Annotated in this window: 16 protein-coding genes; 11 read left to right on the forward strand and 5 right to left on the reverse strand. The window is 70.4% G+C overall.

The window, feature by feature from the left end; genetic code table 11:
* Positions 1-56: 56 nt before the first annotated feature.
* The gene (locus FL311_RS13985; RefSeq protein WP_141325643.1) at positions 57-323 is read right to left on the reverse strand and encodes a phosphopantetheine-binding protein; all 267 of its coding nucleotides are present in this window, start codon (positions 321-323) and stop codon (positions 57-59) included.
* Positions 324-350: 27 nt separating this feature from the next.
* Positions 351-2,033: an AMP-binding protein gene (locus FL311_RS13990; protein ID WP_141325644.1), complete on the reverse strand. Its 1,683-nt coding sequence runs from the start codon at positions 2,031-2,033 to the stop codon at positions 351-353.
* Between the two features lie 221 nt (positions 2,034-2,254).
* On the opposite strand from FL311_RS13990, the gene FL311_RS13995 reads away from it, so the two are divergent.
* From FL311_RS13995 to FL311_RS14030, 8 genes are all read left to right on the forward strand, one after another.
* Positions 2,255-3,064 (forward strand): 1-deoxy-D-xylulose-5-phosphate synthase N-terminal domain-containing protein, encoded by an 810-nt coding sequence (locus FL311_RS13995; RefSeq protein WP_228556861.1) that lies wholly within the window; start codon positions 2,255-2,257, stop codon positions 3,062-3,064.
* Positions 3,061-4,095 (forward strand): transketolase family protein, encoded by a 1,035-nt coding sequence (locus FL311_RS14000; protein ID WP_141325646.1) that lies wholly within the window; start codon positions 3,061-3,063, stop codon positions 4,093-4,095. The genes FL311_RS13995 and FL311_RS14000 overlap by 4 nt, the downstream gene beginning before the upstream one ends.
* A complete protein-coding gene (locus FL311_RS14005; RefSeq protein ID WP_228556862.1) occupies positions 4,092-4,943 on the forward strand; it encodes a RimK family alpha-L-glutamate ligase in 852 nt (283 codons plus the stop codon). Before FL311_RS14000 ends, FL311_RS14005 begins: the two co-directional genes overlap by 4 nt.
* On the forward strand, positions 4,940-5,983 hold the full coding sequence (argC, locus tag FL311_RS14010; RefSeq protein WP_141325647.1) for an N-acetyl-gamma-glutamyl-phosphate reductase: 1,044 nt from the start codon (positions 4,940-4,942) through the stop codon (positions 5,981-5,983). Before FL311_RS14005 ends, argC begins: the two co-directional genes overlap by 4 nt.
* A 45-nt stretch (positions 5,984-6,028) precedes the next feature.
* Positions 6,029-7,027: a sulfotransferase gene (locus tag FL311_RS14015; protein ID WP_141325648.1), complete on the forward strand. Its 999-nt coding sequence runs from the start codon at positions 6,029-6,031 to the stop codon at positions 7,025-7,027.
* A 103-nt stretch (positions 7,028-7,130) separates the two neighbouring features.
* Positions 7,131-7,913, forward strand: a complete 783-nt coding sequence (locus FL311_RS14020) for an SDR family oxidoreductase (RefSeq protein ID WP_141325649.1) — start codon at positions 7,131-7,133, stop codon at positions 7,911-7,913.
* Positions 7,910-8,770, forward strand: a complete 861-nt coding sequence (locus FL311_RS14025) for a [LysW]-aminoadipate kinase (RefSeq protein WP_141325650.1) — start codon at positions 7,910-7,912, stop codon at positions 8,768-8,770. Before FL311_RS14020 ends, FL311_RS14025 begins: the two co-directional genes overlap by 4 nt.
* 201 nt (positions 8,771-8,971) lie before the next feature.
* Positions 8,972-10,033, forward strand: a complete 1,062-nt coding sequence (locus FL311_RS14030) for a M20/M25/M40 family metallo-hydrolase (protein ID WP_141325651.1) — start codon at positions 8,972-8,974, stop codon at positions 10,031-10,033.
* A 6-nt stretch (positions 10,034-10,039) separates the two neighbouring features.
* Here FL311_RS14030 and FL311_RS14035 read toward each other — a convergent pair whose 3' ends face one another.
* From FL311_RS14035 to FL311_RS14045, 3 genes are all read right to left on the reverse strand, one after another.
* Positions 10,040-11,278: an MFS transporter gene (locus FL311_RS14035; RefSeq protein ID WP_228556863.1), complete on the reverse strand. Its 1,239-nt coding sequence runs from the start codon at positions 11,276-11,278 to the stop codon at positions 10,040-10,042.
* Positions 11,279-11,349: 71 nt separating this feature from the next.
* Positions 11,350-12,351 carry an NAD(P)H-dependent glycerol-3-phosphate dehydrogenase gene (locus tag FL311_RS14040; protein WP_141325653.1) on the reverse strand — a complete coding sequence of 334 codons (1,002 nt, stop codon included), beginning with the start codon at positions 12,349-12,351 and terminating at the stop codon, positions 11,350-11,352.
* Positions 12,352-12,387: 36 nt separating this feature from the next.
* Positions 12,388-12,891 carry a hypothetical protein gene (locus FL311_RS14045; RefSeq protein ID WP_141325654.1) on the reverse strand — a complete coding sequence of 168 codons (504 nt, stop codon included), beginning with the start codon at positions 12,889-12,891 and terminating at the stop codon, positions 12,388-12,390.
* A 52-nt stretch (positions 12,892-12,943) separates the two neighbouring features.
* On the opposite strand from FL311_RS14045, the gene FL311_RS14050 reads away from it, so the two are divergent.
* The 3 genes from FL311_RS14050 to FL311_RS14060 are packed head-to-tail and all read left to right on the forward strand — an operon-like array spanning position 12,944 to position 14,357.
* Positions 12,944-13,417 (forward strand): hypothetical protein, encoded by a 474-nt coding sequence (locus FL311_RS14050; protein ID WP_194869198.1) that lies wholly within the window; start codon positions 12,944-12,946, stop codon positions 13,415-13,417.
* Between the two features lie 58 nt (positions 13,418-13,475).
* Positions 13,476-13,955: a hypothetical protein gene (locus tag FL311_RS45045; RefSeq protein WP_228556864.1), complete on the forward strand. Its 480-nt coding sequence runs from the start codon at positions 13,476-13,478 to the stop codon at positions 13,953-13,955.
* A 24-nt stretch (positions 13,956-13,979) separates the two neighbouring features.
* Positions 13,980-14,357: a hypothetical protein gene (locus tag FL311_RS14060; RefSeq protein ID WP_228556865.1), complete on the forward strand. Its 378-nt coding sequence runs from the start codon at positions 13,980-13,982 to the stop codon at positions 14,355-14,357.
* The last annotated feature ends 150 nt before the right edge of the window (positions 14,358-14,507 follow it).

The raw sequence follows: 14,507 nt of genomic DNA on the forward strand, positions 1-14,507 counted from the left end.
GTCGCTTCACTTCGCGAAGGCGTGAGGCGTGGGGCCGGACGAAGCCGGGCGGGACTTCAAGCCGCGGGGAAGGTGCGGCCCTGCTCGCGCAGCTGCTCCTCGCAGACCGCGGTGACGTGCTCCAGTGTGTCGAACAGGTCCACCATGGAGAGCTGGACGCCCAGCTCCTCCTCGATGCGGTTGGCGAGCATCGTCGCCATCAGCGAGTTGCCGCCCACCTCCAGGAAGTGGTCCTGCGGCCTCACCACCTCGGCCCCGAGCAGCTCGCGCCAGTACGCGGCGAGCTTGTCCTGAAGCGGCGTGGTGCTCGTGTCAGTGCTCACGTGTGCTCCTCATGGTGACCCGGGGACTCAGCCCACCTTGGCGGTGGGGCCCTTGAGCCGCTCGCGCAGCAGGTACTTGCGAATCTTTCCCGACGGCGTCTTGGGCATCTCTTCCACCACCTCCAGCCGGTCCGGCCAGTACTGGTTGGACATGCCCAGGCCCTTCAAGTGCGCGCGCAGCTCGTCCAGCGTCGGCGCCTCGTCGCGCGCCACCACCACCGCGCACACCCGCTCGCCGCCGATGCGGTCGTCGGAGTGACCGATGACGGCCACCTCCTTCACCTTCGGATGCGAGTACAGCGCCGACTCCACCTCCACCACCGGCACCTTCTGGCCATAGCGGAAGATGACGTCCTTGAGCCGCCCGACGATGCGGATGCCCCCGCGCCCGTCGTCCCGCGCGAGGTCCCCCGTGTCGAACCAACCCTCCGCGTCCACACTCGCGCGGTAGAGGTCCTCCCGCTTGAAGTAGCCCAGGCACTGGCTCGCGCCCCGGACGAGCAGCCGTCCGGTGCCCTCCGGATAGGGCGAGCCGTCCTCCGCCAGCGCGGGGACGATTCTCACCTCCATCCACTCCACCGGCCGCCCGTCGCTGTGGGACGGCCAGTCCGGCGGGTCGTCGCGCCGCGTAATCGTCACCGCGCCGTTCTCCGTCATCCCCCACAGCGTGTGCAGTGGCACGCCAAAACTCTCGCGGACCGCGGCGATGAGGTGCGGCGGCACGGGGATGGAGCCGGTGGACAGCCGACGCAGCGAGGATGTTTCACCGCCGCGCTTCTTCTTCGCCGCGATGACGTTCATCACATACGTGGGAATCCCATACATGAACGTGACGCCGTGCTCCTGGATGCAGCGCAGCGTGAGCTCCGGGTCCCCCACGTCCATGTAGACAGCCGTCGCCCCCAGGTTCACCGCCATCAAGTACAGGTAAGTAAATCCGCTGGAGGCGGTGAGCAGCGAGGGCAGGCACACCACGTCGTCCTCGCCCAGGGCCATGACGTCCGCGAGGGCGCGGGTGATGCCGTAGTTCGTGTTGTGCGAGTGGACCACGCCCTTGGGCTCGCCCGTGGTGCCGGAGGTGTAGAGGACGTTGCAGATGTCGTCGGCGCGCGCGGACCTGGCGTCCAACGTCGCCGGGTCGACTTCGTCCTCCCAGCGCCGCTCGACGAAGTGCGCCTCGAAGTCCAGCTCGCCCGCCTGGGTGGCGCCCTCCGCGCCGAGGAAGACGCGGTGCTTCAACGCCGGCAGCGACGAGATGGCCTCGCGCAGCATGTCCCGGTGCGAGTGGCCGCTCCAGCTCAGCGGTCCGATGTAGACGGAGGATTCCGTCCTGCCGAGGATGAACTCCACCTCGCGGCGTCGGTAGTCGGGAGGAATGGGCGCGATGACGGCGCCGATGCGCGCGCACGCCAGCGCCAGCGCGGTGAACTGCCACCAGTTGGGAAGCTGCACCGCCACCAGCTCGCCCCGGGCCACGCCCAGCGACACGAGCGCACCCGCGAAGCGCTCCGCGTATCGTCCCAGCTCCGCGTAGCTGATGCGCGTGACGTCCTTGGCGAAGTAGCGCGCCGCGACGATGGCCGGCTTGTCCGGGTGCTTCTGGATGGCTCGACGCAGGTCGTCCAGCACCGTCTCGTCACGCCACCAGCCCCTGCTCCGGTACAGCGCCGCCTGCTCCCGCGTGGGGCCGCTCCCGAACCGTGCGTCCATCGTCCACATCCTCCATGGACCGCGTGACTTTCCGGACCGCGCGAACCATACCGATTCGCATGTAAAACCAGCAAGGCTGCGAAAGCTCACATGTCTGCACCCCAAGGAGCCTCACTCACATTGACGGGGCCGCTCTCGGTTTCCTACTTTGGAATGAATAGCCAGGATTGTGCGTCCCACGCGATGATGACAACGGGCCCGCTTCCACCGGCATGACACCCATGGTCCAGGTACCCCTCGAGGAGCGCGCCCGTCGCATCCGCCGGACCATCCTCCGGCTCGCCGCCACGCCCGTGGGCTGCCACCTGGGGGGCTCGCTCTCCATGGTGGAGCTGCTCGTGGTGCTGCTCGGCCGCGTGATGAACGTGCGGCCCCAGGAGCCCCGCTGGGAGGAGCGCGACTCGCTCATCCTCTCCAAGGGCCACGCCGCCGCCGGGCTCTACGCCGCCCTGGCCGAGTTCGGCTTCATCGACGTTGAAGAACTGGTGCAGCGCTACAACGCGGAGGGCAGTCCCTATACCGGACACGTGAGCGCGGCGGTGCCGGGGGTCGAGTTCCCCACGGGGAGCCTGGGACACGGCGTGGGCCTGGGCGTGGGGATGGCGCTGGGGCATCGCCTGCGACAGCGCGCCAACCGCGTGTTCGTCATCTGTGGAGACGGTGAGATGGGCGAGGGCTCCAACTGGGAGGCGCTGCAAATCGCGGCGCAGCACAAGCTGAGCGGGCTCACGGTGCTGGTGGACCGCAACGGCGGACAGAACGACGGGCCCACGGAGGGCATCCTCTCCCAGGCCGCGCTGGTGCAGCGGCTGTCCGCGTTCGGCCTGGGCACCGTCGAGGTGGACGGGCACGACCTGGACGCGCTGGCGCGAGCGCTGGAGGCGCCCGCCGAGGGGCCTCGCGCGATTGTCGCGAACACGAAGAAGGGCGCGGGGGTGCCGATGCTGCGCGGCAAGGGGCCGCACTACGCGACGTTCAACCCGGAGCAGCTCAAGCGGGCGCTCGCGTCGCTGGGGGAGGTGACGCCATGACGAGCGCCACCTCCAGCGGCGCGGACCTGCTGACGGCGCCCTCGGACTGGCTCGCGGAGCAGCCGGGCCTGTCCAACCGGCTGGTGTTCCGCCACGCGCTGGCCCGGCTCGCGGACCAGGATGAGCGCGTGGTGCTGCTCGAGGCGGACCTGGCGGGAGGTCGAGACCCGTACGCCGCGCGCCACCCGGAGCGCTTCCTCAACCTGGGCATCTGCGAGGCGGCGATGCTGGACATCGCCAGCGGCATGGCGGCCACCGGCCACGTCGTCTTCGCGCACACGTTCGCGCCCTTCGGCGCGATGCGCGCGTGCGAGCAGGTGCGGCTGGGGCTGGCCTATGCGCGCGCCAACGTGAAGCTGGTGTGCGACTACGGCGGCCTGTCCGGCGCGTTCTTCGGCCCCACGCACCACGCCATCGAGGACCTGGCCATCCTGCGCGCCATGCCGAACCTGACGGTGGTGTCGCCGGCGGACGGGTTGGAGACGATTCAGGCGACGCGGGCGGTGCTGGAGCTGGAGGGCCCGGTGTACCTGCGGCTGGGCCGCAACCGCGTCACGCGGCTGGACGTGGCCCGGCCCGCCTTCGCCCTGGGGCGCGCCATGTGCCTGCGCGAGGGCGGCGACGTGGGCATCATCGCGCACGGCGAGGTGGGCGTGAGCGTGGCGCTGGACGTGGCCGCGAGGCTGGAGACCCAGGGCGTCTGCGCGCGCGTGGTGAACCTGCACACGCTCAAGCCCTTCGACGAGGAGGCGCTCCTGGAGACGGCCGAGCGCACCCGGCTGCTCGTCACGGTGGAGGAGCACTCCATCCTCGGCGGCCTGGGCGGCGCGGTATGCGAGAGCGTGGCGAGTCATGGATTGGGCCGGCGCGTGGTGCGCGCGGGCATCCAGGACCGCTACGACTCCACGGCCGGCACGCACGAGTCGCTGCTGCGGCGCCACGGCCTGGAGGCGGGCGCGCTGGTGGAGACGATTCTCGGCGCCCTGCCCCGCCCCCGGCTGGCGGCGCTGGCACCGGCCAGGAGGGGATGATGCAAGGCCACGAGGTCCACCTGGTCTACACCCGCCTGCGCACCGAGGAGCGCATGCTCGCGGACGCGCTGCGCGCGCGGGGCTTCGGGGTGAGGACGCACGCGGACTCGGAGCTGGTGCTCCCGCTGAGCCGCGAGCGCTGGCAGGACGGCGGCCCCGTGCTGATGCGCAGCATGTCCTTCACGCGGGCGCGCTACCTGGCCTCCATCCTGGAGGTGAAGGGCTCGCGCGTGCTCAACACCGCGCAGTGCATCGCCACGTGCGGAGACAAGGCGCTCACCACGCTCGCGCTCGCCAGGGCCGAGGTGCCCATCCCCTGGGCCTTCGTGGGCTTCGAGGAGGAGGCCTGCGTCGCGCAGATGCAGGAGCGCGGCTTCCCGGTGGTGACCAAGCCCGTGCTCGGCTCGTGGGGACGCATGGTGGCGCGCGTGGATGGCGTCCACGCGGCGGAGGGCATGATGTCCATGCGCTTCGAGATGGGCGGCGCGCAGGACCACGTGGCGCTGGTGCAGCAGTACATCGACAAGCCGGGGTACGACTTGCGCGTGTACGTCATCGGCAAGGCGGTGGGCGGGATGCGCCGACGCTCCGAGCACTGGGTGACCAACACCGCCCGGGGCGCGGTGCCGGAGCGCTACGAGGTGCCCGAGTCCCACGCCCGGCTCGCCGAGCAGGCCGCGCGCGCCGTGGGCGGGGAGATGGTGGCGGTGGACCTGCTGGAGACGCGGACAGGCGAGGTGCTGGTGAACGAAATCAACCACTGCGTGGAGTTCGCGCGGAGCATCGAGTTCACCGGCATCCCCCTGCCGGAGCTGATGGCGGACTACGTGCGGGAGACGTTGCGATGACGCGTGTCGCGGTGCTGGGGGCCGGAGGCTACGCGGGCGGCGAGGTGCTGCGGCTGCTCCTCGCGCACCCGGCGGTGGAGGTGGCCCAGGCCACGTCCGAGCAGCACGCCGGCAAGCGGCTCGACTTCCCCCACCCTCACCTGCGCGGCGCGAGCACGCTGCGCTTCGCGCCCCACGACGCGCTGGAGCCGTGCGACGTGCTCGTCTCCTGCATGCCCTCCGGCGAGCTCATCCGCCGCTGGTCGCAGGTGAGTCCGCTCGCCGCGCGCGTCATCGACCTGAGCGCGGACTTCCGGCTCGGCCCCGTCGAGCACGCGCGCTGGTATCCCCGCGCGCCCCGGCCCGCGGAGCTGCCCGAGTTCGTCTATGGCCTGCCGGAGTGGGCGGGCGCTCGCTTGAAGGACGCGCGGCTGGTGGCGGTGCCCGGGTGCATGGCGCATGCGGCGCTGCTCGGGCTGTTGCCCCTGGTGCGCGCGGGGCTGGTGCGGCCCGAGATGGTGGTGGTGGACGCGAAGACGGGCTCGTCGGGCGGCGGCGCGACGCCGGACCGCTCCTCGCATCATCCCGAGCGGGCCTCGGCCCTGCGCTGCTATCGGCCCACGGGGCATCGCCACACGGGCGAAATCGAGGCCGCGACGGAGCGCTTCACCGGCACGCGCGCCACCGTGCACTTCAGCGCGACCGCGGTGCCCAGCGTCCGAGGCATCCTCGCCACCGTGCACGCCTTCGCGGCGCGTCCGCTGGAGGACGCCAACGAGCCCCTGCGCGCGCTCGCGTCGACGTACCGTGAGCATCCCTTCGTGAACGTGCTGCGCGCCAACGCGAGCGCGTCACCGTTCCCCGAGCCCGGCCCGCTGTCGGGCACGAACCACTGTGACTTGTCGGTGGACGTGGACGCGGAGCGCGGGCGCATCGTGGTGAACGCGGCGCTGGACAACCTGGTGAAGGGCGCGGCGGGTACGGCCGTGCATGCGTTGAACCTGATGCTGGGCAGGCCCGAAACGGAGGGCCTCGGCTTCCGCGGCCTCCACCCCCTCTGACGTGAAAGACTCCCCCATGCGCCACCTCCCCCTCGGTGTCCGCCCATGAGCACGCTGACCGTCCTCTACATCACCGGCTGGTGCCGCAGCGGCAGCACCATCATCGGCAACGTGCTCAACGAGGTGGCGGGTTGCTTCCACACCGGTGAGCTGAGCTTCCTGTGGAAGAACGCCTACGGGAACGGCTCCAACACGATGTGCGGCTGCGGCACGCCGCTGGTGCAGTGCGCCCTGTGGGCCAAGGTGCTGGAGCAGGGCGTGGCGCCGGGTGAGTCTGCGCAGGGCCACGCCGCGCGGGTGGTGCGCCGACAGCTGGACACGGTGCGCACGCGGCACACGTGGCGCGTGCTGCGGCAGGGCACGCCCTCTCCGGCGCTGTATGAGCACGCGGAGCTGCTCGCCCAGACGTACCGCACCATCGCGGACGCCACCGGCAGCCACATCATCGTGGACAGCGGGAAGTTCCCCTCCGAGGCGGCGCTGCTGCCACACGTGGACGGAATCACTCCGTACTACCTGCACCTGGTGAGGGACCCTCGCGCGGTGGCGCACTCGTGGACGAAGACGAAGCAGTACGTCGTCCCGATGTCCGCCGCGCGGAGCACCGCGTACTGGCTGGGCTTCAACGTGGCCTCGGAGCTGGTCACCCGGCGTCACCCGGAGCGCTCGCTGTTCCTGCGCTACGAGGACTTCATCGCGTCGCCTCAGGCCACCATCGACTCGCTGCTGGAGCTCATCCAGGTGGACCGCTCGGTGAATCCGGTGAAGGGGCGCACGGTGGCGCTGGGCCGCAACCACACCGTCACCGGCAACCCGGACCGGTTCCTCAGTGGCTCCACGCTGCTGCGGCCCGGCGACGATGCGTGGCGCAAGGAGCTTCCGACGAAGGTGAAGAGGCTGGTGTCCACGCTCGCGTGGCCGCTGACGGGGCGCTACCAGTACCGGGGACCGCCAGCCCCCGTGGACGCCAGCTCCGGAGCGGAGCCCGCGAAGAATGTGTCGGGCGCTCGGAGTGGGAACCTGGGGACCGGGACTCATTCATAAGGCCGCGCTCATCGCCGGTGGAGCCCGAGGGCCGGGGCTGGCGAGGAGCCCCGCGCTGGTGCGGGCCCCAGCAGGGACATGTCGGACACTCGGAGGGAGAACCTTGGAACTGGGACTCACCCATAAGGTCGCGCTCATCGCCGGTGGCTCCAGTGGACTGGGGCTGGCCGTGGCCGAGGAGCTGGTGAAGGAAGGCGCGCATGTCGCCATCGGCGCGCGCGACGCCGAGCGGCTGGCCCGCGCCGAGTCGCACCTGCGCTTGATGTCGCGCGGTGGCAAGGTGCTGGCCACGCGCGTGGACCTGAAGGAGCACGGCGCCGCGAAGGCGTGGGTGGAGGACGTGGCCAGCAAGCTGGGCGGCCCCCACATCGTGGTGACGAACAGCGCCGGGCCTCCGCCGGGGCCTGCGACGAAGTTCGACATCAGCGCGTACCAGGAGGCCATCGACACGGTGATGTTGCCGGCCATCAACCTGGCCCTGGCCTCGCTGCCGTACATGAAGGCCGCGAAGTGGGGACGGCTCTTGCTCATCACCTCGGAGACGGTCGTGCGGCCGGTGGCGCGCTTCGCCCTGTCCGGAACGGCGCGCCTGGGCATCGTGGGATTTGCCTCCGCGCTGGTGCAGGAGCTGGGCGACTGCGGTGTCACCGTCAACGTGCTCGCGCCGGGCTATACGCGCACGCCTCCCGTGGAGCGCACGGCGGGGAGCAATACGTCGGGCGATGTCGAGGCGGGGCTTCGGGCCATGGCCGCGCACATCCCGCTCCGGCGGGTGGGTGAGCCGGAGGAGTTCGCCGCGGCGGCCGCGTTCCTCGCCAGCGAGCGCGCGTCGTTCATCACGGGCACCGTGCAGCTCATCGACGGTGGCGCGAGCGTCATCGGATGAGCACCGCGCCCCAACCCGCGCCCCTGGTGGTGAAGATTGGCGGCGCCGCGGGCGTGGACCTGGAGAACGTCTGCGCCGACGTGGCGGAGCTGCGTCAACGTGGCGAGCGGGTCGTCGTGGTGAACGGTGGCTCGGAGGCGGGCGACTCGCTGCTGGCCTCGCTGGGCATGGAGCGCACGGAGGCGCTGACGGCCTCCGGCAATGTGGTGCGGCTGACGAACGAGGCCACGCTGCGCGTGCTGACGATGGCGTGGGTGGGGGACGTCAACAAGCGCGCGGTGCTCGCGCTGCTGTCGCGCGGTGTCCCCGCGATGGGGATGTGCGGCGCGGACGGGCGGGTGCTCGTGGCCCGGCGCAGGCCGCCCTTGAAGATTCAGGACGGGACCCGCACGCGCATCGACCGCACGCACCTGGCCGGGGAGATGACCGAGGTGAACACGCGGCTGCTCGGCGTGTTGATGGACGCGGGCCAGACGCCCGTCGTGTGCCCTCCGGCGGTGACGGAGGATGGGGTGCTGGTGAATGTGGACGCGGACCAGGTGGCCGCCGCCATCGCCGCCGCGCTGGGGGCTCGCACGCTGGTGATGCTGTCGAACGTGGCGGGGCTGCTCGAGGACCCGGCGGACCCCACGTCGCTCATCCGCGAGAGTGATGATGTCGAGCGGGTCATGGGCTTCGCGCGGGGCCGCATGCGCTACAAGCTGGAGGCGGCTCGGCGCGCGCTCGCGGGGGGCGTGCGGTCCGCGTACATCACGGCTTCGGCGGCGCCTCGGCCCGTGCTGTCCGCGCTGGCGGGCGAGGCGGGTACGCGGCTCACCTCCGCTGCTGCTACGAAGGTGGCCGATGCGGGAGCGTGAAATGAGCTCGAAGGTGCCGCGAAAGCGAGAAGCCGAAGCCACCGCGAAGCGTCCCTCGCGCGCTGCGATGGCGACGTGTCACAGCCAGAGTCAACGTGCAGCTCGCTTCGCGCGCTGCGACAACGGCAGGCGCCGCACGATTGCGATGGCGCGCGGTCAATGCCGACACGAAGCTCACTTCTTCGGGTGGGAAGGTGGCTGATGCGGGTACGTGAGGCGAGCTCGGAGCTGTTGAGGTGGATGCTGGAGCACTACAGCCCCAGTCACCAGGAGCGCGATTTCTCCCGCGCGCTCGCGGACCGGCTGGAGCGGCGCGGCTGGCGCGCCCACGTCGACGAGATGGGCAACACGGTGGCGAGCCTCGGGGACGGCGACACCTGCGTCGCGCTGCTGGGCCACATCGACACCGTGCCCGGCGACATCCCCGTGCGCCTTGAAGGCACGCGCCTGTTCGGCCGTGGCGCCGTGGACGCCAAGGGCGCGCTGGCCGCGTTCATCGAAGCCGCGGAGCTGCTCGATGACTCCGAGCGCGCTGGAAAGCGCTTCCTGTTGTTGGGCTGCGTGGAGGAGGAGGTCGCCATCACCCGAGGCGCCCTCCACGCTCGCGAGCACCACCGTCCGGACTTCGTCGTCAACGGCGAGCCCAGCGGCGCTCACGCCATCACCCTGGGCTACAAGGGCCTCGTCCGGCTGGAGCTCGAGTACCGCGCCGCGCGCAAGCACACCGCGAGCCGCAACTATCGCGCCCCCGCCGAGCACCTCGTCGACGCCTGGAACGCCCTGCGCCGCCGCTGCGACGAGCGCAACCCCGGCTGCACCCTCTTCGAGCAGGACCTGCCCTCGCTCCTGTCCTTCCACACGGGCACCGACCACGACACCGAGTGGGCCACCGCGAACATCAACATCCGCACCGGCCCCACCAGCGACGTGGACGCCCTGCTCGCGTGTCTCACCCGCGTGCCCGACGTCTCGGTGAAGACGGTGTCCCGCAAGGGCGCCGTGTCCGCCGAGGGCAATGACGCGCTCACCCGCGCCTTCAAGCAGTCCATCCGCGAGCGCGGCGCGCGCCCCACCCTTCGCGTGAAGACGGGCACCTCGGACTGGAACACCGTGGCGGACACCTGGGCCGTGCCCACCGTCGCCTACGGCCCCGGTGACTCGGCGCTGGACCACACCCCCGATGAGCACATCGAGCTGGGTGAATACGAAGAAGGAGTCGCCGTGCTGGCCCGCGTGCTCGCGCTCCTGCCGAACAAGGGCTGAGAGTCGTCAGGTGCTCGCGACGTCCGCCGTGCGCGGACGCTGCCAGCGCAGCCCCACCATCGACAGGAAGAACAGCGCCGCCGCCGTCGCCGTGACACCGCGCACCCCCACCCGGTCCGCGAGCGCGCCCTGCGCCCAGACGCCCACCGAATAACCCACGTTGATGAGCAGCATCGCGAGGCTGCTCACCCGGCCCTGCAGCTCGCGCGGCGCGCGCTCCTGGTTGCGCGTGCTCAGCCCCGTCATCACCACCAGGTACACCGCGCCCAGCACGAACATGCTCCCCATCGCCACCGGCAGCGTGGGCGACAGCCAGTACGCCATCGTCACCGGCCCCATCAACATCATCGACAGGTCCACCACCCGGTCCTTGCCCCAGCGCACCGCGAGGCCGCCCACCAGGCCCGACGCGACGAGCGCTCCCACGCCCTGCACCGCGATGAGCACCGACGCGGCCGACGCATCCGCGCCAAACACCTGGAGCGCGAACACCGGCACCAACGCGATGAAGGGCGAGATGAACAGCGCGAGCAGGAACAGCGCCACCATCGACAAACGGATGCCCGAGTCACCACGCGCCAGCCGCGCTCCCTCCAGGATGTCGCCCCACAGTCCTCGGGAGGATGTGGGCAGCAACGCCCTGGGCTCCGCGCGCACCTGCGCCACCGCGAACAACACCGCGAAGAAGGACAGCGTGTTCGCCACCATCACCCACGCCACGTTGCCCGCCGCGAGCAGCCCCGCCGCGAGCACCGGCCCGACGATGCGCCCCAGGTTGAACTGCGCCGACATCAGCGTCATCGCGCTGTGCAGGTCCTCCTTCGCCACCAGCCCCGCCACCAGCGCCGTGTACGCCGGCCCCGACAGCACGTGCACGCAGCCGTTGAGGAAGCAGATGCCCGCCACCGCCTGCACGGTGAGGTTCCCGGTGAAGGCCAGCGTCGCCAGCACCCCCGCGAGCAGCGCCTGCGACGCGGCACACACCGCGACGTACTTGCGCCGGTCGAACCGGTCCGCCAGCGCGCCGCCCAACGGCGACAGGATGAGCGAGGGCAGGTACGTCAGCGCCGCCACACCGCCCGTCCACTCCGCGCGCCCCGTGACCTTCGTGACGAAGACGCCCAGCGCGAGCACCTCCATCCACGTGCCCACGTTGGAGACGAGCGCCCCCGACCACACCGCGAGGAACTCCCGGTGACGGAAGGCACGGAAGGACGGCAGGCTCGCCAGGCTCGAGAGGGACACGCTGAGCCCGGTTTCTAACAGCACCCCGGCGCGCGCCGGAACAGCGCGCGGGGCCCACATGCGGACACGCGTCAGACGAGCTCGGACTTGGGCTGACGCGTCATCAGGTCCACCACCGCCATCTTGGCGTTCTTGTCCTCGTAGGCAATCAGGTAGACCTGCTGGCAGATGGGCAGCTCCACGCCCGTCTTGAGCGACAAGTCCCGGGCGCTGCGCGCCGTCTTCACGCCCTCGGCGACCTCCTTCATCTGCCCGAGGATGTCCGCCAGCTTCTTGCCCTTGCCCAGCTCCATGCCCACGTGCCGGTTGCGGCTGAGCTCACCGGTGCACGTGAGCACCAGGTCGCCCATGCCGGACAGGCCCGACAGCGTCAGGGGGTTGGCGCCCTTGCGCACCGCCAGCCGGGTGATTTCGGCCAGGCCGCGCGTGATGATGGCCGCGCGCGCGTTGTGGCCCATGCCCAGGCCGTCCGCCATGCCCGCGGCGATGGCGATGACGTTCTTCAGCGCGCCGCCGTACTGCACGCCCACCACGTCCGTGGACGTGTAGCTGCGGAAGGTCTCCGTCTGCAGCGCCTTCTGGCAGCGCACCGCCACCTTGTCCCAATGCGACGCGATGGTGACCACCGTGGGCATGCGCCGCGCCAGCTCCTTGGCGAAGCTGGGGCCGGAGAGCACGGCGAGGTACGGGTGGAACTCCTCGGGCAGACAGTCCTCGAGCAGCTCCGTCATCGTCAGGAGCGTCTCGTTCTCGATGCCCTTGGACACGGTGATGATGGGCACGTTGCGCGGCAGGAAGTCCTTGGCGCGCGCGAGCACCTGGCGCGTGGCGTGGCTGGGCGTGGCGAGCACCACCAGCTCCGAGCCGTCGAGCGCCTCCTGCAGGTCCAGCGTGGCGCGCACGCGCTCGGAGATGGGGATGCCGGGCAGGTAGGTGGGGTTCTCGTGCCGGGTGTTGATGGCGTCCACCACCGTCGGCTCACGGCCCCAGAGGCGGACGTCCTCGCAGTTCGCCGCCAGCACGTTCGCCAGGGCGGTACCGAAGGAACCCGAGCCGATGACACTGCCACGCATGAAGACCTCGCTTCGAGGGGGTGGAGGACACCGGCGCTAGAGGCCGGTGACGATGCCGATGGAGACGACCGGCATGAAGGTCGCGTCCTCGGGGCGGCTGCGGAAGTCACCGCCCAGGGAGACAGAGTAGGACGTTTTCTCGCTCAGCGGCACTTCGGCGCCCAGGCGCACGGGCACGGAGCCGGAGGACACCAGGTCCGGCGGCAGTCCGCCCAGGGGCGTGCGCTGGATGGGCTCGGTGTCCAGGGCCACGTGATAACGCACGTCGGCGAAGAAGCGCGTGGCGCGGGGGCCGCGCAGTTGGAAGGTGCCGACGAGGCCGGGCATGAGGTTCCAGTTGCGGCGTCCGCTCAGGTAGCGCGCGCCCCGGTCCTCCAGGCTGGCCGAGCGCAGGAAGAACGCGTGGCTGCCCTCCATCACCAGACCCAGGCTCCAGCGCGGGCCGCCGTCCAGCGCCGTCCAGCGCAGGCCCAGGCGCGGCTCGTTCATCATCCCGTAGAGGGTGTCGAAGCCCGCGAGCACATCGACGCGGGGCAGCACGCCCAAGGCCGCGCGGACGGAGGCGGACGCGGATGCGGGAGCGGCGGCGCGGGTGGCACAGGTCAACGAGACGCTGCCCGCGTGCGAGGTGCTGCTGCCCTCGGACGTGCGTGAGTCGATGCTGCCGGGCTTCACGATGAAGGAGGACCGGGCGTGTCCGACGTGCGGTCCGCTGTGCACGTTCCGCTCGGCGTCGGAGAAGGACGTCACGGTGTCGGTGACGTGGGACTGCAAGCCGCACTATTCACAAGCGGACACGCAGGCCTTGTTGCAGCCGACGTTGCGCCTGGGCGGCGAGGAGATTCCGGCGCTCGGCAAGGCGGCGGCGCGCAGGGCTCCGGCGCAGGGGATGTTGCAGGTGATGGCGTGGGATGACGACACGCCGTGCGCGCTCATCGTCACGTGGCTCGGGGGTTCGCCGGAGCAGGCGCTGGATGTCGCGCGCCTCGCGCTCGGCGCCACGCGTCCGGACTCCTTCCGCGTGCCGACGCCGCCGGAGCCCGAGGTGGACTCCGGGACGCATTGAACTGGCAGGGAATCATGGTTTTCCGGTTGGATGCGGCCCCCTCCCTGGAGAAGCCAAGATGCTTCGCCTCATCCTTCGCAGCTGGCCTGCACTTCTACTGACCCCGACCCTGCTGGCTGGAGGCTGCGCGCATGCTCCGCAGCCCGAGCGTCGCATCTACGTCATTGCTGAAGACTGGGCGGGCTTCGGCGGCTCTGGTTCACGAGACTGCGATGCCGAACACGTCGCGTGCTTCGACCGATGCTGGAACTCCAATCCGCCTTTGAAAAGCATCAAGCCCGGCACCGGCAAGCATCATGAGTACTGCACGGAGAAATGCCGCGAGGCCTATATGGACTGTACCCAGGCAGCGGAGCAGTCCACGAAACTCCCACAGCCCACAACACTGCGGTTCTCCAGCATGGAGAGCGCCCTCGACTGGCTCGGCGAACACAAGACTGAGGTGCTCATCGGCACCGTCGTGGTCGTCGCTGGTGTTGCGTTCATCATCTCGACGGGAGGCAGTGGAGCGTTGGTCCTCGCGCCGCTCGCGCTCTAACCCTAGAAAAGAACCAGACACGCCATGACGACTCCCAAGAACTTCGACATGGAGACGACGCTGCGCCTCCTCGACGAGGCCGGTGGCCATTACGAGCCTGGGTCCAAGGAGGACGAGGCCATTCAACTGGCCGGCATCGCCCTGCTCTATCTCCGGCATACGCATCAAATGGATGCGTTCTTCCAGTATCGAGCGGAGTTCTCGGACCCGACCTCCGAAGTTCGCGTCAGCCAGGACTTCGCGACGCGCGCACTGGCGGATGAATGGCTCGCCAGCGGAGCGGGTACGCATGGTGAACTCGTGCGCATCGAGGGACAGGGGTTCCAGGTCGTGGCCCTCCCTACAGAGAAGCGATTCCTCCGGACACCGCTCCCCGAGGAACTGGGCCCGCCCCGTCCCTAGCCGTACGACTCCCGGCCGGGAGCCTAAGAGTGCCTAACAAAACCTAGCCAGCAGCCGGGCCATGACCACCTTGCGGTCATGGCCCGCGCGCTCGTACCCGACGCTCTCTGGGAGCGAATCTCGCCGCTGCTGCCGCCGCATCCACCTCGA

This window comes from Myxococcus sp. AB025B (assembly GCF_006518215.1).
Taxonomy (GTDB): Bacteria; Myxococcota; Myxococcia; order Myxococcales; family Myxococcaceae; genus Myxococcus; species Myxococcus fulvus.

Bases quoted from the DNA above. Each gene is read 5' to 3' on its own strand.
- FL311_RS14040 (WP_141325653.1), bottom strand. From the start codon at position 12,351: ATGCGTGGCAGTGTCATCGGCTCGGGTTCCTTCGGTACCGCCCTGGCG.
- FL311_RS14060 (WP_228556865.1), top strand. From the start codon at position 13,980: ATGACGACTCCCAAGAACTTCGACATGGAGACGACGCTGCGCCTCCTC.
- argC (WP_141325647.1), top strand. From the start codon at position 4,940: ATGACGCGTGTCGCGGTGCTGGGGGCCGGAGGCTACGCGGGCGGCGAG.
- FL311_RS14025 (WP_141325650.1), top strand. From the start codon at position 7,910: ATGAGCACCGCGCCCCAACCCGCGCCCCTGGTGGTGAAGATTGGCGGC.
- FL311_RS45045 (WP_228556864.1), top strand. From the start codon at position 13,476: ATGCTTCGCCTCATCCTTCGCAGCTGGCCTGCACTTCTACTGACCCCG.
- FL311_RS14030 (WP_141325651.1), top strand. From the start codon at position 8,972: ATGCGGGTACGTGAGGCGAGCTCGGAGCTGTTGAGGTGGATGCTGGAG.
- FL311_RS14000 (WP_141325646.1), top strand. From the start codon at position 3,061: ATGACGAGCGCCACCTCCAGCGGCGCGGACCTGCTGACGGCGCCCTCG.
- FL311_RS13995 (WP_228556861.1), top strand. From the start codon at position 2,255: ATGGTCCAGGTACCCCTCGAGGAGCGCGCCCGTCGCATCCGCCGGACC.
- FL311_RS14005 (WP_228556862.1), top strand. From the start codon at position 4,092: ATGATGCAAGGCCACGAGGTCCACCTGGTCTACACCCGCCTGCGCACC.
- FL311_RS13990 (WP_141325644.1), bottom strand. From the start codon at position 2,033: ATGGACGCACGGTTCGGGAGCGGCCCCACGCGGGAGCAGGCGGCGCTG.
- FL311_RS14015 (WP_141325648.1), top strand. From the start codon at position 6,029: ATGAGCACGCTGACCGTCCTCTACATCACCGGCTGGTGCCGCAGCGGC.